The following is a 22974-nucleotide window of genomic DNA, read 5'->3' as shown; positions in this document are numbered from 1 at the left end:
GCCCAGACTGCGAAGAATAGCCGTCGCAGGCCCCGGTCTGCGAACGTATCGCCCGTCCGGCCCCGATGAATACTTCGGCCTCGTCATTCCCCCGCGCGGGTGCGCCCTCGTCCTTCCGCAGGCGAAGGGGCTCAATATCCGTGCCGAGTTGGACGCGATCGACGAGGCTGATCGGCCCGAGTTGCGTTGGTACACGGTTCGCCGTCACGACGCGGAGCGGGGCAGGCTGACTTTTGACGTTGTGACGCACGGGGAGAGCGGGCCGGGATCGGCTTGGGCTTTGCATGCGCAAAGGGGCGACGAGGTTGGAATTCGGACGATGACGTCGACGTGGCGGCGGAAGGCGGGCGGCCAGCTGCTCGTGGCGGATCCGACGTCCGCCCCGGCTATGCGAGGGATTCTCGAAGCGTGCACAGGCGAGGAGTTGGCGGCCACCCACGTGCGGATAACGGCGCCGAGCCCCGACCTGCTTGAGCCGGGATACGATTCGTTCCGATCGGAACTGGCCTCCTACGAAGAGCACTTCGTTCCCGAAGGCGCAGAAGCGGCGGCCGTGGCCGACGCATTGAGGCGAGGCGGCAAGCTTGCGGTCGCCTACGCTTGGCTGTGCGGCGAGGCGTCGCTCGCCAAAGAGACGCGCAAAGTCGTCGTCAAAGACTGGGGAGTCCCCCGAACGGACGTATTGTTCTCGGGCTACTACCGGAGACGATAGCAGTCGCGATCGACGTCGAAGGCGGTTCGACATGGCGGCCTCGTTTCACTGTGCGTGATAACGACGTGCAAGATGAGGTTCCTTAGGATCGACTTGCATTCTTATAGGCGAAAACAGTGCTTAGTCGTAGAAAAAATCAAAAATGTAAATTATGTGTAAGATGGAGGGGTTTGCGTGTTCTGAACAACGAAAAGATAAGTTTCAATCAATAAAAGCTAAGTGCAAAAGAATAGAAAAAGAATATGCGCTATGAACGGCTGAAGGAAGAAATATGAACAAAATGAGCGCAAAAGCGGCAAGCAAAGCGCAGATGGAAAGATGCCAATAGAGGGTCAATGAAGGGCTGCTGAGAAAGAAAAGGGCTCTGACAATGCAGAGGAACTCTGGCAACGCAAAAGGACTCCGGCAACGACAAGGAACTCTGACAAAGAAGAGGGGCGCTGGCATTGAGCCAGCGCCCCTCGGTTACGGCAACAGACCGTTATCGGTGCAGACCGTTAGGGTCACGCGTCCTTGCGACGGCGGCGGACGACAACAGCCGCGACGCCGGCCAGCAGGAGGCCGCCTGCAACCGCGCCGAGTCCGAGGACGGCGGCACCGGTGTTGGCGAGCTCAGGCTTGTTGGGCTTGGGCGTGGCCTTCGGGGTCGGAGTGGGTGCGGGGGCAGGCGTGGTGGGCTTGCCCGGCTTGCCCGGCTTCTCGACCGCGGTCAGCGTTTCGCTGGACTCGCCGCACTTGCCCGCCGACAGAACCTTTCCGTTCTTGTCGTAGGTGGTCTCGACGAATCCATAGGTCACCTGGGCGTTGGCGTCCGTGGTGTAGTAGTCGGTCTTGTACTCGCCGGCCTTGTCGGAGTGCTCAATGCGCTTGGAGGTCCAGATGGCGCTCTCGCACTTGGGGGCCTTGTCCTTGCCCCACGAGTAAAGCTTGACTTCGGTGTAAGCGCCCGAGGGGAAGGATCCTTCGAGCTTGACATTGTCGCGAATCTTGTCGCCCGCGACGAGCTGCCTTCCGCCGTTCTCGGTGCTGGCCACCGTCGTCACCTTGCCGAAGGTCGGCTTGACGTGCTCGTTGGTGTCGAGCTCGGAGGTCCTGATCGCCGAGGAACGCGAGTCGCCCTGGTAGGTGGAGACGATGACGTAGGTTCCCACGCCGAGGTTCCAATCGACGACGAACTTGTTCGCGTCAATGGTGTAGGTGCCGTTCTTGGCCGGCGTTTCGACCGTGCCGAGCGGCTTCATGTTCTTCGTGGCGCCCTCGGTGATCTTGGTTCCCTCGGGGAAGAAGTAGATCGAGTGGCTGATCGTCTTGGAATCGGCCTTCCAATCGCCGACTCCTTGGAAGGAGCCGTGATCCTCGGGGAAGCCGGAGACGTTCACGAGGTCCTGAACGCCGACCTTGCCGCCGCCCAAGTCGACCTGGGAGGCCTTCGTCTTGATGGACGGGGTCCAGGGGGCGACTGTCGTCTCAGAGGTTTCGAAGAACGGCGAGGTGTAGTTCTTGACGTACTCCTTGTACTGGCCCTGGGCCGACTTCTCGACGCGCGCCTGGAAGAAGTAGAAGCCTTCGGAGGGCGCCTTCACCGTGTCGGCGGTGTCGAGGGTTCCGGGGCCGTTGAAGGTCACATCGTAAGAGCCGATCTTCTTGCCGGCGAATGCCTTGCCGTCGTTCGTCTGAGCGACGGGGGAGTTGAAGGGGCCGTAGACGTCGACCGTGGCCTTGACCGGAACGTACTTGTCCGATCCGGGGATCTTGGCCCAGTTGTCCGCCTTGGCGGTCACCGTGTCGACCAGGCCCGCGCCCTTCGCGACCTTCTTGGCCTTGACCTGGGTGGAGATGGAGGGAGCGAACTCCGTGTTCTCCTTGTTGGCCTTCGCCGTGCCTTCGACCGGGGCCTTCTTGCCGAGAACGACGAGGTTCTGGCCTCGGATCGTCTTGCCGTGCGACGTGACGTTGCCGGTGGTGACCCAGGGCTTGGCGGTGGGAAGGTCCTTGACCACGAGCTTGACCGAGACTTCGCCGGCCCCGGTGGTCTTGATCTTGACGTTCTGGGCGGACTGAGACGTGGTTCCGCTCAGCGACTTGCCCTGGTTGGACTCGAAGACGGCCGGGCCGGAGAGCTGGAGGGTGTAGGAGTATCCCGACATCCACTTGCCGCTCTGGGCGGTCGCGCCGATGTTCGTGATCGAGCCCTCGCTGCCGCTCTTGGCCAGTTCGAGCTTCGGCGCGACGTTGTAGGGGCCCGCCTCCTCGACGGCCTTGGCGAAGACGTTCTTCGACATCTGCACGGCGTTGCCGAGCTGCGCGTTGCCGTCGGTCAGCTTGCCCTGCTCCTGCAGCTGGTAGATGCTGTGCTCGAACGTTCCGGCGACGCGAATGAGGCCGATCTGGTAGGCGGCGGCCCGAACGCCGTCGGACGTCTCAGCGTTCGAGGCGACCCAGGCGATCCTTCCGAGGGTCGTCGCGTCGGTGATTCCGTAGGCCCTGGTTCCGCCGAGCTGCTGGTAGTAGCCTCCCACGAAAGTGGCGACCCTCAGCGAGTTCACGGGCTTGGCTTCGCTCATGTCTGTCCACGTGACAGAGGGGGCCGCGGCCGAAAGGCCGTCGCCGTCCGCTGCGCACATGTACTTCTGGTTGTTGGGGCCCAAAATGACCCCGTGGTTTCCTGTGTATCCGGCGCCGACGCTCGGTCCGTCTGACCAGCCCGGTGCGGAGGCATATGTCGGTACCGCGGCGCCAGCGACGGCTAGCGCGCCGATTCCGGCGACTGCGGTGAGTCTTTTCAATCGCCTAAACAAGTTGTGTATTCCTTTCTCGGCAGCCCACGCGTGATGTGTGGGTGGGCCCTTAGTGTCCACGGGCATTGGCTTGGGGATCCGTGGCGAACGGGACCTCTTCAAACGGTCGGTCCCGTTCGAGAGATTCCGCTTTCAGCAAAACCCCTCATCCGCTATCTTGTCAGAATCTCGGCGGGTTTGCGTGCCGCTTTGCATTCTGATTCCGATCGTGCGGAGGCGTGCTGGCGTGAAAGCACTACACGAGTATACCTCCACTCACAGGTTTTCACACTTTTCGAGGGCATAACTTAGCGTTTTTTGAGCATTTGAGGGCAATGGACGTGGTTTTCGGCGCTTCTGCATTGTAAGGTAAAACACATGGCAGTACTTCGAGTGGGCGACGTCGTCGCTGCAATGGACGGGTTGTTTCCCCCGTCCGCCGCGCAGTCGTGGGATCGGGTCGGCCTGGCGGTCGGCGACGTCGACGCGGCCGTCACGCGGATCGGCTTCGCCGTCGATCCTTGCGAGGCGCCGGTGGCCGAAGCGATCGAGCGAGGCGCCCAGCTGCTCGTCACCCACCATCCTCTTTACCTGCGAGGAACCCATGCGGTGACCTCCTCCACCGGCAAAGGCAGATGGACGATGGCCCTCGTCCGCGAAGGCGTCGGCCTTTTCTCGGCCCACACGAACGCCGACGTCGCCGCTTCGACGTCGGCCCTGGCGCGCCTTCTCGGCGTAAGGGTCGAGCGGCCGCTCGACGAAGAGACCGGAATCGGGGGAGTGGGTGAGCTTGAAGAGGCCATGACGCTCGCCGCTTTCGCGGCGAAGGTCGGCGAAGTCCTCCCCGAAGTTCCGGCGGGCATTCTGGCTGCGGGAGACCCCGAGCGGGAAGTTTGCAGGGTCGCCGTCTGCTCGGGAGCGGGCGATTCTCTTTTGGAGCAGGCAAATGCCGCCGGGGCAGACGTTTACTTGACGGCGGACCTCAGGCACCACCCTGCAACGGACCACCTGTGGAACTCGGGCTGCGCGCTGGTGTGCGCGACGCACTGGGCGAGCGAATGGCCTCTGCTCGGGGAAATGGCGCGTAGCCTCGTCGAATCGCTGGGTTCGAGCGCACCTGAAATCTACGTGTCAAAAATACCAACAGACCCCTGGAATATTGTCGTAAGGCAGTGATATGGCAAATGCACCGGCAAAAGAGCAGCTGAAGCTCCTTGACATCGCCGAACTTGACAAAACTATTTCCAAACTGGATAGAAAGAACGAAAAGCACCCACTCCGGCAGGAGCTGGGAACGCTCATCAACGCTTCCGCCGCGCGTGCGCGTGACAAGCAGGCTGCGCAGGAGCGCGCGCAGGCCGCCCGCGAGAAGCTGGAGGCGGCCGAGCGTGCAAGCGCCGTCTTGCGCGGTCAGATTGAGGACAAAGAGGCGAAGCTCAACTCCGGCGTCGGCCTGACGAGCCGGGACCTCCTCGTGCTGCAAGACGAAATCGCCGGTTTGCGGGGAATGCTCGACGAAGCCTCCGAAGCCGAATTCGCGGCCTTGGACGGCGTCGAGGAGGCCGAGGCGGCCGTTGACGCGCTGTCCGCAGAGATCGAGCGCATCAAGGAAGAAGTGCTCCGCGGACGTTCTGAGCTCGAAGACGACGTCGCCTCTATCCTCGCCGAGCGGGAGAAGGTCCAAGCCGAACGCGACGAGCTGTTCGCTCCGCTTTCCCCGAGCCTCAAAGACGCCTACGAGAGGTCGCGCAGGAGCGGAGGCTACGCGGTCATCGGAATGCAGCCCGACGGGCGGACCGGCGCGGGAATTTCCCTCTCGCCTGTGGAAGTGGCGCGGATCAAGGCCCTTCCTGAGGACGAGGTCTATCTGTCCGAAGACTACGACTGCATTGTCGTCCGCCTGCGGTAAGGCGGCTTTGCACGCGGGGCCCTCTCCAATGGCGCCCACTCATGGGGTGGGGAACCGGTTCAAACGGCGGAGCATGCCGGGCTCGCGCAGAGACGGCGCCCGCGGCCCGACGGCGGGCTTGCAAGGCCGGCTACGTCATTCCACTGTGAGGGTGAGGATTTTGAAGCGCGTTCCGCCGTCCTCGACGCTCACACGTCCGATGTTTTCGGCGACTGCGACGACGTCGGAAGAGCCCGCGTCCAGAAGGGCGCGGGTCAGCATGCCCCTGTAGTGCTTGGCTCGATGGGAGACAGCCCGCCCTGCGGCGTCGGCCACGCGGACTTTCCACCAGTTCTTCGAAGGGCTCCACACCTGGTAGTTGGCCGATCGCATGTCCACGTACAGGTCGTCCTCGCGCTCCAAGCCGGCCAGCTCGCGTTTCCAAAAGGCTGAGAGCCTTCCCAGCCGCGGAAGTGTGACCGACATGTTCAGGCGATAGGCGGGGATGAGGTCCTCGGCCCGGGTGAGGCCGAACAGAGCGGAGAATATCCACACGTCGTCTCCCGGGCGCAGCTGCGCCGCCTCGTAGAGCACGCCCGTGTAGACGGACCTGGCCGGGGCGCACGGCATGTCGTACAGGTTGCGTTGGGCGTGGACTTCGCCGAAAGCGCGTTCGCCGACGCCCAGCATCGAAAGCGCGTTTTTGCTTCGGGACGCCGCGACGAGTTTGTCTGCCACTGCGCGGCGTGCGTCCGTCAACTCCGGAAAGGCGAGCGACGGCAGATCGAGTGCCGGCCCCTGCAACGGCGCGGTCTTGCCCTCGGAGGGCGGGAGCAGAATTCGCATGTCCATTCACTCTTTCATGTCTGAATCGGGAGGGCTTGTTTAAATCGGGGAGGGGTTTGGCTCTTTGGCCGGGCCGCGGTCGGGCAACTGAGGCGGCCGGCGCCCAGGCGTGTGAAATGGCCGCGGGCTCGGAGGCTGAGGCGGCCGGCGTCTGTGCTGAATCGGCTGCCGCGGGGATTCGGGGTAGGATTCTTTCTGCGAATGAGTCGGCCAGGCGGCCGCGTGGGCCGGCTTCGGCCCCGTCCACGAGGAACGTCCGGGCTCCACAGGGAACGGCGGTGGGTAACGCCCACCCGGGGTGACCCGCGGGAAAGCGCCACAGAAAACAAACCGCCGCGCAAGCGGCAAGGGTGAAACGGCGGTGTAAGAGACCACCGCGCTTCGGGCGACCGAAGCGGCACGGCAAGCCCCGCCGGGAGCAAGGCCAGACAGCGCGCGATGAGGCTTCCCGTCTAGCGCGCGGGTGGGCCGCTTGAGCCGCGCGGCAACGTGCGGCCTAGAGGGATGGCCGCCGCCGGATCCGCAGCGGATCCGGAACAGAACCCGGCGTATCGGCTGACTCATTCGCCCCGCTCTGTCAATTGCCCCGCCTTTCACCGGATCGGCCTCCTCGGCGGCGCCTTTGACTTGCCCGTTCTCGCCGTCGCCGCTTTCGGCGTGCGCGTCATGCCGACCGCCGCTCCGCACGGCGCGTCACGGGCGCAGGCCGAGCTCGGGGTCGGAAGGAAGCGTGAGGATCTCCGCCCCCTCCTCCGTCACCGCGAGGGTGTGCTCCCACTGGGCGGTTCTGCCGCGGTCCCTGGTCACGACCGTCCATCCGTCCTCCCACTGGTCCCAGGCGATGTCGCCCAAGGTGAGCATCGGCTCGATTGTGAAGACCATGCCGACTTCCATGACGGTCGCATGGGAAGGGGCGGCGTCGTAGTGGGGGACGATGAGGCCGGAGTGGAAGGCTTCGCCGACGCCGTGGCCCGTGTAATCCTCGACGACGCCGTAGTCGAACCGTTTGGCGTACGATTCGATGACGCGGCCGATGACGTTGATCTCCCTGCCGGGCTTGACGGCCTTGATGCCTCTGAGCGTCGCGGCGCCCGTGCGTTCGACGAGCAGGCGCGACTCCTCGTCGACCTCGCCGACGGCGAACATGGCGTTCGTGTCGCCGTGGACCCCGCCGATGTAGGCTGTCACGTCCAGGTTGACGATGTCGCCGTCCTTGAGCACGGTCGAGTCCGGGATCCCGTGGCATATGACCTCGTTGACCGATGTGCAGATCGACTTCGGAAAACCCATGTACCCAAGGCACGAAGGATAGGCGCCGTGGTCGCACATGTACTCGTGGGCGATTCGGTCGAGCTCGTCCGTCGTCACCCCTGGCGCGACCGCCTTGCCCGCCTCGTAGAGGGCGTCTGCCGCGATCCGGCCGGCAGTGCGTATTCGTTCGATCGTCTCGGCGTCTTTGACGTCGGAGGCGGTGACGGCCTCCGGGCCGGAGTGGAACAGGTACTCGGGTCGTTCGATGGCGGAGGGAACGATTCTCGGCGCGGAGACGGTGCCGGGAACGAGGACGCCCAAGGGAGCGCGTTCAGCAAGCATGGTACAAGCATAGCCATGTCAAGAGGCTCCGCTGAGGCGAACGTCCGCCTTCCCCGGCTCGAACCTCGGAGCCTCCCGGGGTTTAGACGGCTTCCGGAGTTGGAAGCCGCTCAGGGCCAAGGCGCCGTTCGAACCTTAGAAGCTGTTCTCCTCCGTCGGGAAGCCCCTGCCCTTGACCGCGTCGCGGAAACCGGCGGCCGCTAAGGCCAAGGCGCCTCCCACATCGCCGAATCGCTTCGAGAACCTGGGGCTCCAATCGGTCATGCCGGCCATGTCCGTCCAGACGAGCACCTGCCCGTCGGTCGCAGGCCCCGCGCCGATCCCGATCGTCGGAATGCGGAGGATTCTCGTCACTTTTTTGGCGACGTCGGCCGAAACCATCTCCAGGACGACGGCGGAGGCCCCGGCCTCTTGGACGGCGACGGCGTCCTCGATGACGGCCTCCTTTTGATCTCCTCGGCCCTGAACCCGTGGGCCGCCGAGCCTGTTCTCCGATTGCGGGGTGAATCCGATGTGGCCGACGACGAGGATCCCGGCGTCGACGATCGCTTTGACGGTTGAGGCCTGCCGGGCTCCCCCTTCGAGTTTGACCGCGTGGGCGCCGGCTTTGATGAGGCGGACGGCGCTGGCGACCGCTCGCTCGGAGGACTCCTCGTAGGAACCGAAGGGCAGGTCGGCCACGATGAATGCCCTCTTGGCTCCGCGTGCGACGGCGGCGGTGGGGACTTCCATCTCCTCCAAACTGACGGAAACGGTGGATTCGTAACCGAGGCAGGTGTTGCCGTAGGAATCGCCGACGAGAAGGACGTCGATCCCGGCGGCGTCGAAGATCCTCGCCGTGACGGCGTCGTAGCAGGTCAACATCGTGATGGGCTCGCGCTGTTCCTTCATCCGGCGAAGGTGCTGGACGCGGACTCGCTTGACTGTGTTCTCGCTCATTGCGCTCCTAACGTTTGCGCCCCATTGTACGGGCGAAAGCGGCGGCGCGCCCGCGGGGCGCCCTCGTTCTGACGAGGGGCGGCATGCGGCCCCGCTTCGCAGTCCGAGGCGAGACATGCGCCGGGGCCAACGCCCGATGGATAGGAATACCCGTTATCGTTGAATGGGCGGCGACGCGTCCAACGGTTGCGTAAGATGATGGTCGGAAGGAGGAGCTCTGACATCCCTCATGTATTACGCAGGCATCAGCGGCGGGGAGTTCCTCGCGGGCATTGTCGTCCTCGTGCTTTCGACGGTCGTTTTCGTGGCGGCCTTTTGGCCGAACCGTCAGTACAAGGACGTCGAGCGGGGGACGGCCCCCAAGCCCGGGAAGCGATCCCGAATCGGCAGGTACCGAGACGGAACCCCTCCGGTCCTTGCGGAGCCCCCGTCGATGACGCCGGCGGAGGCGGGGTTCGTTGCGCTCGACTGCGCGCCCTCCGACATGACCCTCGCGACGATCGTCGACTTGGCCGCACGGGGATACCTCTACATCGTCGAGTATCAGGAACTGGCCATTCCCCGCAGCACCATCGTCGTCGTCGCCCGGAAGAAGCCGGGGCCGGAGTGCGACGAGACCGAAAGGGAACTGCTCAACCTCTTCCAGACGCCGGGGGCCGCAGAGGCTTCGGCCTTCGTTTCCGCCAGGCCGTTCGACGCCCGCTACTTCAGGTCGCAGCTGCTCGGCACCGGAGTGGCCAAACTCGGCGCTCCCACGGCTCGGGCCTCCGGGCTTCGACGCTCGATCTCGCAGCGTTTGGGGGCTTTCGTCTTCCGGCGGGCGGTCGAGGACCACGAGTGGTTCGACCGGTGGCACGAGGCGGTGGTCAGTGCGGGCGCGCTCATGCTTGTAGGCGGCGCCATTGCGTGGGTCGTCGCGGCGATCGGATGGTTCGCTGGCTTCATCAGCCATTTCTGGATGATCGTCTTCGGCGTCGCCGCCCTCGCCGGGGCTGCCACTTTCGCCGGGACGGAGGGCCGCTCCGCCGACGGCAGCGTCGCCCGCGACCAGGCGCTCGGATTCCGCCGCTTTCTCGTCGAAGGCTCGCAGAACGCCGATCCTCGCCGCCTCAGCGGGTACGCGGGGTGGGCGGTCGCCCTCGACTGCGTCGACGAATGGGCGAAGTCCCTCGACGGACTCACGGAAAAAGGGGCGGTCGAGGAAATGGCCCCGTGGCTCACTTCGACCGAACGGAATCTGGCCGCCTGGAGCGACGTCGCCGACGTGATCCGGCATCTTCGCGCGAGGATCCACGCCGAAGACAGCTCCGACGACTCCTCCGACCCTCTGCCGCCGCTGCGCGCGGGCTGGCGGGGCACGCCCTCGTCGTGGCCCGAGGACAAAGCCCGCCCGGGAGGGTGAGCTCCGCCCGGAAGGATGGCACAATGGGAGCCTAGCGAAGGAGCGTCATGGAGCGACAGCAAGAGTACGTCCTGCGGACGATCGAAGACAAAGGCGTGCGCTTCGTGCGCCTGTGGTTCACCGACGTCGTCGGTCAGTTGAAATCGGTCGCGATCGCCCCGGCGGAACTGGAAGAGGCCTTTGAGGAGGGCATCGGCTTCGACGGCTCGTCCATACAGGGGATGACGCGCGTCTACGAGGACGACATGACGGTGCGGCCCGACGCCGAGACGTTTTCGATCCTTCCGTGGCGCGGCGAAGACGTTCCGGTGGCTCGAATGTTCTGCGACGTGCTCACGCGCGACAACGAACCCGTGCGCTCCGACCCCCGGTCGATCCTCAGGCGCACGCTCGACAAGGCTGCGGACATGGGCTTTTCGTGCTTCGTCCACCCCGAGGTCGAGTTTTACCTTTTCCATCCCGAAAACGATCCGAACAAAGAGCCCGTTCCGATTGACAACTCCTCCTATTTCGACCACGTGACGCGCTCACTCGCGCAGAACTTCAGACGCGACGCGATTCTCACCCTTGAAGACATGGGCATCTCGGTCGAGTTTTCCCATCATGAAGCCGGGCCCGGGCAGAACGAGATCGACCTGCGATCCACCGACGCCCTGAGAATGGCCGACAACGTCATGACCCTCAAAACGGTCGTCGAGCAGATCGCCATCGAGCAGGGGGTGCACGCCTCCTTTATGCCCAAGCCGCTCGTCAACTCCCCGGGCAACGGAATGCACACCCACTTTTCGCTTTTCGAGGGGGACAGGCCCGCGTTTCACGATGCGACCGGGCCCGGAGGCCTGTCGCGAACCGGTCAGAAGTTCATCGCCGGCCTCCTGCGCCATGCCCGCGAGATCACGGCCGTGACGAATCAGTACGTCAACTCCTACAAGCGTCTCTACAGCGGCGACGAAGCCCCCTCCTACGTCTACTGGGGGCCCTACAGCCGCTCGGCGCTCGTGCGAGTCCCGGCGCACAGCCCGAACAAGCCCCAATCGACCAGAGTCGAATACCGGGCGCTCGACTCCGCGGCCAACCCCTATCTCGCCTTTGCCGTCGTCCTGCGCGCCGGCCTGCGTGGAATTGAAAGGGACTACGAGCTTCCCGTGCCGACCGAGACCGACGTGGCTCTCATGTCCGATCTGGAGCGCGAGATTTCCGAGATCGAGGGGCTTCCGAGCTCTCTGGGAGAGGCCGTCGACCTCATGAAGACCTCCGAGCTGGTTGCCGAGACCCTGGGCGAGGACTGCTTCGACTACTTCTTGCGCGACAAGCGGCACGAGTGGAACGTCTACCACCGCCAAGTCACGCCGTTCGAACGCACGCGCTTCCTTCCGACCTGCTGACCGCCATGCGCGAACGATCCGTCTCCTCGCGCCTGCGCAAAGCGGGCTTCGCCGACCCCTCCAAGGCCGGACGGCTCCTTGACGAGTGCGCGCAGCACGGAATCGATCCGCCGCCCGTTGAAGCCTTCGCCCACGCCGCCAGCCCGGACCAGTGCCTCCTCCTGCTCGCGCGCCTGGCCGAGGCGTGTTCCGACAAGCAGGCGCTGCGCAGCCTCCTCGCCGGGCCTTCGCGCACTCGGCTTTTGGCCGTCCTCGGCCTGTCGAAGGCGCTGGGGGATTTTCTCGTGGCACATCCCTGCGCCGAGTCGTTTGCGGGGCTCGACGCGGCAGTCGCCCTCGGGGACTTCACCGAAGAGGGGGAAAAACGCGGCGCACTCGCCGCCGTCGGAGCGGACCGAGGCCGACGCCCCGTCGCCGGCAAGGCGGGAGCCGAGCCCGTCAACGCTCTGCGCCGCTGGTATTGCGGTCGAATCCTCGCGATTGCGGGATGCGACTTGACCTGCCCCGACGCTCTGGAGGCCATGCCGCGGGTGTCGGCTGCGATCTCCGCCGTCGTCGCCGGAGCGCTGGAAGCCGCGCTCGCGATTGCCCGCGCCGAGACGCCCGGGGCCGAGAACGTCGATCTGACGGTGGTCGCCATGGGGAAGACCGGGGCGGGCGAAGTCAATTACATATCCGACGTCGACGTCGTCTACGTGGCGCGGCCCGCCGCGGACGCGGGACTTTCAGACGGCGCGGGCACAGGGCTTCCAGACGGCGCGGGCACAGGGGGGCTTCCAGACGGCGCAGGCGCCGGCGGCGCCGGTGAGAGCGGACGCGGCAATTGCACAGAGCGGACGGAAGGGGCGGTGGAGGAGGCGCTGGAGGTCGCCTCGAAGCTCGCGTGCCTGACGGCCCGGATTGTATCGGCGCCCGCCGCGGAGCCGGGGCTGTGGGTCCTTGACGCCAATTTGCGCCCCGAAGGCAAGGACGGGCCTCTTGTGCGAACGCTGGAATCGCACGTCGCGTACTACAAGAGGTGGGCCAAGGGCTGGGAGTTCCAGGCGCTGCTCAAGGCGAGGCCGATCGCAGGCGACGTCGAGCTCGGCGAAGAGTACATGGCCGCGCTGTGGCCGATGGTCTGGGAGGCGGCCGGCCACGAAAACTTCGTCGAGGATTCGAGGGCGATGCGCCGCAGAGTGGAAAACCACGTCCCCGCCCGGGACGCGGATCGTCAGCTCAAACTGGGCAAGGGCGGGCTTCGCGACGTGGAGTTCACGGTTCAGCTGCTTCAACTCGTCCACGGCCGGACCGACCGCTCCCTGAGGGTGCGGGAAACGGTCGAGGGCCTTCGCCGTCTGCGCGACGGCTCGTACGTTTCGCGCGCCGACGCGGAAAAGCTTGACCGCGACTACAGAACCCTGCGCGTGCTCGAGCACCGGGTGCAGCTCAGGCGCCTGCGGCGCACCCATCTTCTGCCGACGGGCCCGGACGATCTGCGCGCGCTCGCCAGAGCCATGGGCCTGCCTGGCGTTTCCGGCGCCGAGGATCTGGAACGCCTGTGGCATTCGACGCGGCGCGAAGTCCGCTCCCTCCATCGGGAGATCTACTACCGCCCACTGCTTCCGGAGGCCGCCCGCCTCTCGCCTGACGACATCGCCCTCGCCGAAGGTCCGGCCAAGGCCCGTCTGGAGGCCATCGGATATCGTGACGCCGCCGCTGCGCTGCGGCACATCGGCGCGCTCACCGACGGAATATCGCGCGGGGCAGCGATCCAACGCCAGCTTTTGCCCGTCATGCTCGGCTGGTTCGCGCAGGGGCCCGACCCCGACGCGGGACTTCTCGCCTTTCGCGTGCTCTCCGAGCGCATGGGCCGCACATCCTGGTTCCTTCGGTCGCTGCGCGACGGCGGGGCGGCGGCCGAGAGGCTGTGCATCCTTCTGTCGACGTCGCGCTACGTCGCCCGAGAGCTGCCGAACATCGCCGAATCGGTGTCGTGGCTCCTCGACGACGGAGGGCTCGCCCCCCGTGGGCGCGAGGAACTTGAAGGCGAGCTGGCTTCCATGATTTCGCGCCGGTCGGATCCCAAGGAGATCGCCCGGGCGGGCCGTTACCTCAGGCGGCGTGAGCTGCTGCGCACGGCCATGGGCCAGGTCCTCAGGGTGGTCGATCCCGTCTCCTCGCGGGCCGCGATTTCGAGCGCCGCGGACATCGCCGTCGAGGCCGCTTTGCGAGGGGCGGTTCCCGCCGCCTGCAAGAAGCTCGGGTTGGATGGCCCGCTCAGCTCCTACGTTGTCGTCGCCATGGGGAGGGCCGGCGGCAGGGAAATGGGGTACGCCTCCGACGCCGACGTCGTTTTCGTGCACGAACCCCACGACGGCGCGGATCCTGCCGCGGCCGCGAGGCTCGCTGAGGAGGTGGCCTCCCAGACGATGAAGCTCGCGGGCGACGTCGACAGCGAGCCTCCCCTTCGGGTCGATTCCGATTTGCGGCCCGAGGGGCGCCGCGGCCCGTTGGCCCGCAGCCTGGGCTCCTACGCCGAGTATCTGCGACGCTGGGCGCACACCTGGGAGCTTCAGGCGCTTCTGCGGGCGCGCCCGTGCGCGGGGGACGAGGCGACCGGGCGGCGTTTCGTCGAGACGATCGACGCCTTCCGCTACCCCGAGGGAGGCCTGAGCCAGGAGCAGGTCCGCGAGGTTCGGAGGATGAAGGCCAGAGTGGAGACCGAGCGGATTCCGAGCGGGGTTTCGCCGAACCGCCATCTCAAGCTCGGGCGCGGGGGATTGGCCGACGTCGAATGGACCGCCCAGCTTCTCCAACTGTGCCACGCGTGGAACCACCCGGCGCTGCAAACGGTCTCGACGCTCGAGGCGCTTCGCGGCGCCGCCGCGGCGGGCCTCATAACCGGCGACGAGGAACGGCGGCTCGTGCGGTCGTGGGAGCTCGCCTCGGCGCTTCGCGACATCAACGTCCTGGCGTCCGGCAGGGCCTCGGGCAGCAGAGTCGACGTCCTTTCGCATGAGATCCGAGACCTCGCGACCGCCGCGACGATCCTGGGGCGCGACGTCGCCGTCAAACACGACATCGAGGAAGAGTACATGCGTTCGGCCCGGCGCGCCCGAGCCGACGTCGAAAAAGTATTCTTCGGCATGGAGACCTGAAACGAAAGACAATCATGCGAATCTATCTCATAAGGCACGGCCAGACGACGAGCAACGTCCGTCATATTCTCGATTCGAACCCTCCCGGCGCGCACCTGAGCGACCTGGGCCGCGAACAGGCGGCGGGTCTCGTCGCCGCCTTCGACGGCGTGGATTTGGACGCCGTCTACGTCTCGTCGCTGCGCCGCACGGGGGAGACGGCCGAGCCTCTGGCCCTCGCGCGCGGCATCGATCCGGTGGAACTGGACGGCCTGCGGGAGATCGAGGCGGGGTCATGGGAGGGCGGAAGCGACGAAGCCACCTATCGCGGCTACCTCGGAACGGTTCAACGGTGGCTTTCCGGCCGACTCGAGGAGCGGATGGGAGGCGGCGTCACCGGGGCGGACGTGCTCGAACGGTATGACGCGGCGATCGCCTCGATAGAGGCGAGCGGCGCACGCACTGCGGCCGTCGTCAGCCACGGGGCTGCCATCGGATTTTGGACGTGCATGCGAGCGTCGGGCATCGACCGCCGCGCCGTCGAGCGGGCTTTGAACCTTGACGCGGCGCCTTTGCAGGTGTTGAAGAATGGGCAGATGTGCGTGATCGAGGGAGACCTCGCCAGCGGTTACCTTGCTGTCTCATGGAACGGGGTCCCGCTGGGCGAGAGCCGCTGACCCGGGCGTCCAGGCGCTTTCGAAACGCATCGGCGACGTACAGCCGCCGACGCAGCGTTCAGAAATCCCCGGCGGCGGTCCCCAGAGTGCGACCGGGGCCGTTCGCGAAGCTGCGTCCGGCCTTGAAGGCACTTGGCCTTGGCGTGCGTCACGAATCGTGGCTCAGGACCTTGTCAAGGAAGTCGCGGGTGCGCTGGTTGCTTGGATTGACGAGGACGTCTTCGGGGGAGCCGCTTTCGACGATGCTTCCCTGGTCCATGAAGACGACGGTGTCGGACACCTCGCGGGCGAAGCCCATCTCGTGTGTCACGACCAGCATCGTCATGCCCGAAGCAGCCAAATCCTGCATGACTGCGAGAACCTCGCCGACCAGCTCCGGGTCCAGTGCGGACGTGGGCTCGTCGAAAAGCATGAGGTCCGGTTCCATCGCCAGAGCGCGGGCGATGGCGACCCGCTGCGCCTGCCCGCCTGAAAGCTGGGCCGGGTAATGGTCGGCCCTTTCCGCCAGTCCCACGCGCTCGAGAAGCTCGCTGGCCTTGGCTTTTGCTTCGTCCTTCTTCACGCCTTTGACCTTGACCGGCGCTTCGACGACGTTCTCCAACGCCGTCATATGCGGAAAGAGGTTGAATCTCTGGAAGACCATGCCGATCGGCGCGCGTTGAACCGCGAGCTCCTTGGGACGCAGCTCGTGCAGGCGCCCTCCGGCGTCCTGCCAGTACCCCATAAGCGTGCCGTCCACGTGTATCGAGCCCGCCTGAATCTCCTCCAGAACGTTGACACATCGCAAAAGTGTGGACTTCCCGGAGCCGGACGGGCCGAGGATCGTGCAGACCTCGCCCGTCTCCACTTCGAGCGACACTCCTTTGAGGACGTGTAGTTCGCCGAAAAATTTGTGGACGTCTTGTATCTCAACCATTGCCATGTTTTCCTCCTAGGGTGTCCATTCGCCCGAGTTGCCGTCCGGCGTTGTGTGGGCGGCGTTGATCGCCTCTTGCCGAGTGCTGTTCCGCTTGCGCTTGCGCCGCCGGGACGTGCGCGACGTCGAGTTCGTCGATCCCTTTCCGTAGTAGGCTTCCAGACGCGCCTGGCCGACCATGAGCACGGACGTGATGACCAGGTACCAGATCGCGGCGACGACGAGGAACGGAATCGGCAGGAGCGTCTGCGAACCGTAGTCCGTCGCCACTTTAGTCAGCTCGAAGGTGAAGGGAACGGCGGTGACGAGGGAGGTCGTCTTGAGCATCGAGATCGTTTCGTTGCCGGTGGGCGGAACGATGACTCGCATAGCCTGGGGGATGATGATCCGATAGAGAATCTGCCGGGGGCTCATTCCCAGTGCCTGAGCGGCCTCTTCTTGGCCTTTGTCGACGGAGTTGAGGCCCGATCTGATGATCTCGGAAAGATATGCGCCTTCATTCAGACCCAGCCCGACGATCGCCGAGACCGCCGCCGTGAACAGGTCGTAGGTGCGGAAGCTGAAGAACTCCTCGCCGAAGGGCACGCCAAGGCTCAGGCGAGGGTAGAGAACGCCTATGAGCCCCCAGAAAATCAGCTGCGTGTAGACCGGCGTCCCGCGGAAAAACCAGATGTAAAATGTGGCGACCGCCCGCATGATCGGGTTGTCCGAGCGTCGCATGATCGCCATCAGGATCGCCAGGACGATGCCGATGGCCATGGCCGCAACCGTCAGAATGAGCGTCCAGCCGATTGCCCGAAAGATCTCCACCGTGAAGAGCGTCTTCCATATGAGCTCCCAGTGGAAGTTCTTGTTCGTGGCGAGGCTGTGAATGCCCATCGCGGCCAGAAGGGCGAGGACCGCGGCAGCCAGCCACCTGCCGTAGTGCGGAACGGGGATCGCGCGGATGAGCTGAGGCTGCTCTTCGGTTTTCTGGCTGTCGTTTTCGGTTTGCTGGGTCGCGGATTCCGCTCCTCTGACAGGGTGGGCGGATCCAAGAGGTTCGGTTCCCTTGGTTTTCGCCTTTGGAGCCTTGTCGTTTTGCTCGGCAGGCTTGTTTGCAGTGTTCGAATTCATGTCACACCTTTGGGTTGAGGAGCGCCTTGGAGGCGATGTTCTCGTCGATGTTCCAGGACTTGAAAATCTTCTTGAGCGTTCCGTCGTCCATGAGGGACTGCAGGGACGCTTGAATGGCTGCCGTCAGGGCAGGGTCGTCTTTTGAAACGACGATTCCTTGCGGCGCCTTTTCCATGATCGGCCCGGCGGCTTCCAATGCGCCGTTGGTTCTGTTGATGGCGTAGTTGATCACCGAGGAATCGGCGGTCATGGCTTCGATCTTCCCTCCGCTCAGCGCCAAGGTGACGTTCTCTTGGGCGTCATAACGCTGTATCGTCGGTTGCTTATCGCATTTCTTCGCCTTTTTGGCGATCGTCTCGTCTTGGAGGGTGCCCGTTTGGACGCCGATCGTCCGCCCGCATATCGATCCGGGCGTGAATTTCGAGGGGTTGCCGGCCGCCACCGCCCAAGAGGTGCCCACTTCGTAGTACTGGATCATGTTGAAGTTCGCAGTTCGCTCGTTGGTGATCGTGAAAGCCGAGGCTCCTGCTTCGTAGCGTTTGGGAATTCGGGGAAGAATCGAATCGAAGCTGGACTCTTGGATCTCCAAGTCAAGCCCCATGCGCGCGGCGACGGCTCTCATGACGTCCATTTCGTAGCCGACCGGCGTCTCTCCCTGCTTGAAATCCGCGGGGGCGTAATAGAGGTTTGATCCGATCGTCAGCTTCCCGTCGGACTTTGCCGCCTGAGGAACCATCGCGGCGATTTTTGGGTCGGCGCGCACGGACGAGGCGTCGAAAATCGCTATGTCGGACCGGTTGTAGTCGCGGACGGCGTCGTCGGCCGACCCGCAGGACGCAAGTGCAAGCATGCACGCGCATGCGACGGCGACGACGCGGGTTTTTCTCAGCATGGACACTCCAGACTTCCGGGCTTTGCGTGTTTGACCTATTGCTAAATAACTATAAACATACGCTAATAGTTATGCAACGAATGTGGTGAACACTATAGTAGGTGCGGGCAGCGGCGGGGCAGAGTGCAGAGCACATTGTGCGGCAAGTTGCGTGGGCGATAGCGGCAAGCTGCATGGGCGTGCGTGGGGGCGGCAAGCTGCGGCTGTCGCGCGGACGCGTGTGGCGTGGCGTTCGGTGCGGCATACGTGAAAATGCCTAGGCTCGCGAAACGCCCATTTTCTGGACCGTGTCTGAACCTAGAAGGGCCGCGACGTCAGGCTTGGCGCTGGAGGCCTCTGCTGCAAACGGGTGCCCGGGGCTCCCGGTCGTTCACGAGCGAGATCGTTCGGCGGACGGCGCCGAGCCCAGCCGTCTGCCTGCCCGGAGGTCTGGACGGATGCAAAAAGGGGCGCCGGCGCAGGCCGGTCCCGCCGCCGTTTGCGGGGCCGGCCTCGAGCGGGGCGCCGCGCCTCTAGATGTCGTAGTAGAGGGCGAACTCGTAGGGATGCGGGCGTTGGCGCACGGGCGCTATCTCGTTGGCGGTCTTGTAGTCAATCCACGTGCGGATGAGATCCTCGGTGAAGACGTCGCCCTCGAGGAGATAGTCGTGGTCCGCCTCGAGCGCGCGGAGCGCGTCCTCGAAAGATTCCGGCAGCTGGTCGATCAGTGCGTGCTCCTCTGGCGGAAGCTCGTAAAGGTCCTTGTCGATCGGCTCGGCCGGCTCCGTGCGATTCTTGATGCCGTCAAGGCCGGCCATGAGCTGCGCGGCAAAAGCGAGGTAGGGATTGGCGGAGGGGTCCGGCACCCGATACTCGACCCTTTTCGCCTTTGCGGACGAGCCTGTGACGGGGATGCGGATGCACGCCGAACGGTTGCGGGCCGAATAGACGAGGTTCACCGGCGCCTCAAAGCCCGGAACGAGCCTGTGGAAAGAGTTGATCGAAGGATTCGTGAAGGCGAGGAGCGAAGGCGCGTGCTCGAGGAGCCCCCCGATGTACCAACGCGCCATATCCGACAGGCCTCCGTAGCCCCTCTCGTCCGCGAAGAGCGGAACTCCGTTTTTCCACAGGGACTGATGGCAGTGCATGCCGGAGCCGTTGTCGCCGAAAAGGGGTTTGGGCATGAAAGTCGCCGATTTGCCGTGCTCAAAGGCCGTGTTCTTGATGACGTACTTGAACTTCATGAGATCGTCGGCCGCAGCGAGAAGCGTGCTGAACGTGTAGTTGATCTCCTGCTGTCCGCCGGTGCCGACTTCGTGGTGCGCGCGTTCGACTTCCAGGCCGACGTCGGCGAGGCGAACCGACATTGCGTCTCGCAAATCGCAGAAATGATCGTTCGGCGAAACGGGGAAGTAGCCTCCCTTGAGCCGCGTCTTGTATCCGAGGTTGGCGCCGGCTTCGTCCCTGCCGGTGTTCCACCATCCGGCCTCCGAGTCGATGGCGTAGAAGGAGGAATTGACCTGTGAGTCGAAGCGGATGTCGTCGAAAACGTAAAATTCCGCCTCCGCGCCGAAGTAGACCGTGTCCGCGATGCCCGTCGAGCGCAGATGTTCCTCGGCGCGGCGGGCGATGTTCCGGGGGTCGCGGGGATAAGGCTCGCCTGTGAAAGGGTCGACGATGGAAAAATTCATGACCAGGGTCTTTTCGATGCGGAACGGATCCACGTAGGCCGACGTCACGTCGGGAATGAGCTTCATGTCCGATTCGTGGATGGCCTGGAATCCTCGTATCGACGAACCGTCGAACATGAGACCCTCGGTGAAGACGTCGTCTTTGAAGGCGGCGACGGGAATGTAGAAGTGCTGCATTACGCCGGGGAGGTCGCAGAACCTGACGTCGATGAACTTGACTCCTTCCTCTCGCGTATAGGCGATGGCTTCTTCCGCGGTTGAGAACACGGTCACTCCTTAATGCTCTTCGTCTGTGAGGCGGGCGTCCGCCGACGTCGCACGCGCGGGCGGAATGCCTCGAACACTTGCATGTTACTCGGCTGTCTGGAGCTTCGCTGCATGTGTTCCACGGGTGTGACTGACCATGCTCGGTCTTTGGCCGTCTGAGCCTCGCGCAGTTCCCGTGTTCCCGGCGCGGCTCCCGGTTGGCCCGACTTGTCGGGGCGATTCGGCGACTCTCTCGCGAGAGGAGTCGGACTGCTTCAGTTTCCCCGCAGGGCGCGGCGGTTGGCGCGGGCCTTGGCGGGGTCGATTCCCTTCGGGATGGGAAGGGCCTTTGAGTTCAGGGCGTCGAGGCGGTTGGAGAGCGCCGCGACTTCCTGGTTGGTGATGGCCTTGGGGAACTTGCGCATCTCTTTCTCCAAAGCCATGAGTTTCGTCTGATCGTCGTCGTTGCCGACGTTGATGACGTGGATGGGGGTGTTGGGGGCGACGCGCTTGAGGGCGCGCTTCTCCTCGGCGACGAGGTTGCGCACCCGCTGCGTGGGGCCCTCGGTGATGAGGACGATTCCGGCTCGGCCGACCGCCCTGAAGAGGAGGTCTTGGGTGCGGGCGTTGAATCGGACGGGTTCCGTGGTGACGTTCCAGCCGCGCCCGATGTTGTCGAGCACCGCGGAGACGGCTCCCGGCATCCCGTCGATTTGGCCGTAGCTTGCCCGCCGCACGAGCCGCACGAGGGTGATCATCGGTAGAATGAAGGCGAGCATGACGCCGAAGACGATCCAGAAAAAGCCGCCTAGGACGATTGTGAGGACGATGCCGAAAAGCAATCCCAAGGCGGCGGCGCCGAGGAGCGCCCAACCCACCCACGGGTAGGAGCGCTTGGTGATCTTGTATGCCTCGCCGATGACCTTGTACCAGCGTTGCTTTTTGGGCTTTTTGCCGTTCTTGTCCTTGGCCATGTCAGTCCTTCCTCCGAACACCCAGATTCTAGTGGATACTGCCGCTCAGGCCAATGCGGTGGAGCATGTGGACGACGGGGCCGTGCGCTCTCGCGTTTGTGCTTTCGTGAGTCTGTAAAACGAGCGTTGGCACTGTCATTCGGCGCGGGCTCCGGTTTGAGCGCGGCCCTTGCCGTTCGGGCGAGCGACGTTCGCCCGAACCCGCGGGGCAGGCCCTTCCGGCTGGCAAAGGGAGGAGGCGTTTCGGAACGCCAGGACGCTCGTCGCCCGTCGCGATCGAGCGCTCGTTGCGGGGGGACCTAGGGGCGCTGGTTTCGTCGACGACGGCGGAGGGCCAGCCGGGTCGCAGTGCAGACATGCGAAAACCCGCGGGGCGCCCCTCGAACCGAAAGGCCTCGAGGGGCGCCCCGCGGGCAAATTGACCTGACTGCGACGGAATCGGCTTGTTCGAGCTCGGGTCCGAAGCCGAAGAGGAAACTCAGATTCCCAGATCGCCCTCAAAATCTCCCGACTCGAGTCGCTTCTTCAAGTCGGAGAGGTAGCGTCCGGCGTCGGCGCCGTCGACCAGGCGGTGGTCGTAGCTCAGCGCAAGGTAGACGAAGGAGCGAATGGCGATCGCCTCGTTGCCGTCCGCGTCCTTGATCACCGCGGGGCGCTTGACGATCGTGCCGACTCCGAGGATCGCCACCTCGGGCTGGTTGATGATCGGGGTGTCGAACAGCGCGCCGCGAGTGCGGGCGGCCAGGTCGGCGATCGACTTGGCGATGCCCGTGATGTTGAGGTCGCCGGCGTTCCTGATGACCGGAACCATCAGCCCCTTGGGGGCGTCGACGGCGATGCCGATGTGCTCGTGGTCCCAGTAGTGCACCTCTTTGCCCTCGATCGACGCATTGATCTTCGGATGCGACTTGAGCGCGTCGATGGCGGCCTTGACGAAGAAGGGAAGGAACGTCAGCTTCGCTCCCGTCTTTGCCTGGAACTCCTCTTTCTTCGCGCCGCGGAGGGCGACGATGCGGGTGACGTCCGCTTCTATGACCGTCGTCAGCTGGGCGGAGACCTTGAGGGAGTCGACCATGCGCTCGGAGATGACCTGGCGCAGGCGGCTCATCGTCTGGGTAGTGCCGCGCAGCTGCTCTGCCTCGGCAGAAGGCTTGCTCGGCGACGCCGCTGCGGGAGCCGGGGCCTTTGCCCCTGCGGCCTGCTTTTGCGCCTCCTCAGCCTGTCTCTTGGCCTCGACAAGGGCGTCGATGTCCTGCCGCCTGATGCGTCCGCCGACGCCGGTGCCCGTGACCTCGGCGAGGTCGATTCCCTTTTCCTTGGCGTACTTCCTGACGATGGGGGTGACGTAGCCCGAGGCCTCTCCGGCGGCTGCGACGGTCGAAGCTGCATGCTTCGGCGAGGATGTGCGCTTGGCCGGGGAATCGGCGGCGCCCGGCGTGTTCGACGCCGGAGCCGCGGGCTGGGCGGGCGCGGCCGCAGCAGGGGGCGTTTGAGGCGCAGGCGGGGGAGTCGGCTCCGCGGCGGCCGGGGCCGACTGCGCGGGAGCGGCGGCCGGCGCAGCGGAGGCGTCGCCGATCAGGGCGAGGACGGTTCCCACTGCGACGGTCTCGTCCTCGCCTACGGCGATGGAGACAAGCACGCCGGAAGCCGGTGCGGGGACCTCGGTGTCGACCTTGTCGGTGGAGACTTCCAGAAGCGGTTCGTCGGCTTCGACTGTCTCGCCGACCTGCTTGAGCCACGTGGTGACGGTGCCTTCGGCGACGGATTCGCCGAGCGCGGGCATGCGGACTTCGACGCCTGCGACGGGGGCGCCTGAGGAGGG

General features: G+C 64.9%; 17 protein-coding genes and 1 other RNA gene. 8 read left to right on the top strand and 10 right to left on the bottom strand.

Annotated features, from left to right (window positions below; genetic code table 11):
- Nucleotides 1-712: siderophore-interacting protein (locus ACO48X_RS02030; RefSeq protein WP_485000047.1), on the top strand; the 712-nt coding region annotated here is incomplete at its 5' end.
- 503 nt (nucleotides 713-1215) lie between these two features.
- Here ACO48X_RS02030 and ACO48X_RS02025 read toward each other — a convergent pair.
- Nucleotides 1216-3498, bottom strand: a complete 2283-nt coding sequence (locus ACO48X_RS02025) for an LPXTG cell wall anchor domain-containing protein (protein ID WP_485000045.1) — start codon at nucleotides 3496-3498, stop codon at nucleotides 1216-1218.
- Nucleotides 3499-3867: 369 nt separating this feature from the next.
- Between ACO48X_RS02025 and ACO48X_RS02020 the strand changes: the two genes are divergently transcribed.
- On the top strand, nucleotides 3868-4665 hold the full coding sequence (locus ACO48X_RS02020; RefSeq protein WP_485000043.1) for a Nif3-like dinuclear metal center hexameric protein: 798 nt from the start codon (nucleotides 3868-3870) through the stop codon (nucleotides 4663-4665).
- Nucleotide 4666: 1 nt separating this feature from the next.
- Entirely contained in the window at nucleotides 4667-5398 is a 732-nt protein-coding gene (locus ACO48X_RS02015) for a zinc ribbon domain-containing protein (RefSeq protein WP_485000041.1), read from the top strand.
- A gap of 135 nt (nucleotides 5399-5533) precedes the next feature.
- Here ACO48X_RS02015 and ACO48X_RS02010 read toward each other — a convergent pair whose 3' ends face one another.
- Nucleotides 5534-6229 (bottom strand): YaaA family protein, encoded by a 696-nt coding sequence (locus tag ACO48X_RS02010; protein ID WP_485000039.1) that lies wholly within the window; start codon nucleotides 6227-6229, stop codon nucleotides 5534-5536.
- 196 nt (nucleotides 6230-6425) lie between these two features.
- Here ACO48X_RS02010 and rnpB point away from each other — a divergent pair.
- An RNA gene (rnpB, locus tag ACO48X_RS02005) (RNase P RNA component class A) lies at nucleotides 6426-6790 on the top strand.
- Between the two features lie 126 nt (nucleotides 6791-6916).
- Here rnpB and map read toward each other — a convergent pair.
- Nucleotides 6917-7816: a type I methionyl aminopeptidase gene (gene map / locus ACO48X_RS02000; protein ID WP_485000037.1), complete on the bottom strand. Its 900-nt coding sequence runs from the start codon at nucleotides 7814-7816 to the stop codon at nucleotides 6917-6919.
- Between the two features lie 135 nt (nucleotides 7817-7951).
- Complete coding sequence (gene panB, locus ACO48X_RS01995) at nucleotides 7952-8755, bottom strand: 3-methyl-2-oxobutanoate hydroxymethyltransferase (protein ID WP_485000035.1); 804 nt, start codon at nucleotides 8753-8755, stop codon at nucleotides 7952-7954.
- A 433-nt stretch (nucleotides 8756-9188) separates the two neighbouring features.
- Here panB and ACO48X_RS01990 point away from each other — a divergent pair, with 433 nt between their 5' ends.
- From ACO48X_RS01990 to ACO48X_RS01975, 4 genes are read left to right on the top strand one after another with little or no spacing between them, the layout of a single operon-like run.
- Nucleotides 9189-10157: a DUF2207 family protein gene (locus ACO48X_RS01990; protein WP_485000053.1), complete on the top strand. Its 969-nt coding sequence runs from the start codon at nucleotides 9189-9191 to the stop codon at nucleotides 10155-10157.
- 47 nt (nucleotides 10158-10204) lie between these two features.
- Nucleotides 10205-11542 carry a glutamine synthetase family protein gene (locus ACO48X_RS01985; protein ID WP_485000033.1) on the top strand — a complete coding sequence of 446 codons (1338 nt, stop codon included), beginning with the start codon at nucleotides 10205-10207 and terminating at the stop codon, nucleotides 11540-11542.
- Nucleotides 11543-11547: 5 nt separating this feature from the next.
- Nucleotides 11548-14682: a bifunctional [glutamine synthetase] adenylyltransferase/[glutamine synthetase]-adenylyl-L-tyrosine phosphorylase gene (locus ACO48X_RS01980; RefSeq protein WP_485000031.1), complete on the top strand. Its 3135-nt coding sequence runs from the start codon at nucleotides 11548-11550 to the stop codon at nucleotides 14680-14682.
- 14 nt (nucleotides 14683-14696) lie between these two features.
- Nucleotides 14697-15338 (top strand): histidine phosphatase family protein, encoded by a 642-nt coding sequence (locus tag ACO48X_RS01975; RefSeq protein ID WP_485000029.1) that lies wholly within the window; start codon nucleotides 14697-14699, stop codon nucleotides 15336-15338.
- 148 nt (nucleotides 15339-15486) lie between these two features.
- Here the strand turns inward: ACO48X_RS01975 and ACO48X_RS01970 are convergent, their stop codons facing one another.
- The 6 genes from ACO48X_RS01970 to sucB all read right to left on the bottom strand — a co-directional run.
- A complete protein-coding gene (locus ACO48X_RS01970; protein ID WP_485000027.1) occupies nucleotides 15487-16260 on the bottom strand; it encodes an amino acid ABC transporter ATP-binding protein in 774 nt (257 codons plus the stop codon).
- A gap of 9 nt (nucleotides 16261-16269) precedes the next feature.
- Nucleotides 16270-17370, bottom strand: coding sequence for an amino acid ABC transporter permease (locus ACO48X_RS01965; protein ID WP_485000025.1), 1101 nt, complete (start codon nucleotides 17368-17370; stop codon nucleotides 16270-16272).
- 1 nt (nucleotide 17371) lies between these two features.
- The gene (locus tag ACO48X_RS01960) at nucleotides 17372-18262 is read right to left on the bottom strand and encodes an ABC transporter substrate-binding protein (RefSeq protein WP_485000051.1); all 891 of its coding nucleotides are present in this window, start codon (nucleotides 18260-18262) and stop codon (nucleotides 17372-17374) included.
- A gap of 512 nt (nucleotides 18263-18774) precedes the next feature.
- On the bottom strand, nucleotides 18775-20199 hold the full coding sequence (glnA, locus tag ACO48X_RS01955) for a type I glutamate--ammonia ligase (RefSeq protein ID WP_485000049.1): 1425 nt from the start codon (nucleotides 20197-20199) through the stop codon (nucleotides 18775-18777).
- Nucleotides 20200-20453: 254 nt separating this feature from the next.
- A complete protein-coding gene (locus ACO48X_RS01950; RefSeq protein WP_485000023.1) occupies nucleotides 20454-21152 on the bottom strand; it encodes a DUF4191 domain-containing protein in 699 nt (232 codons plus the stop codon).
- 478 nt (nucleotides 21153-21630) lie between these two features.
- A partial coding sequence (gene sucB / locus ACO48X_RS01945; protein WP_485000021.1) for a 2-oxoglutarate dehydrogenase, E2 component, dihydrolipoamide succinyltransferase occupies nucleotides 21631-22974 on the bottom strand: 1344 nt, incomplete at its 5' end.

Source organism: Peptidiphaga sp. (genome assembly GCF_057238965.1).
Note: the sequence above shows the minus strand (reverse complement) of the source record. Positions and strands in the feature narration are given on the sequence as shown.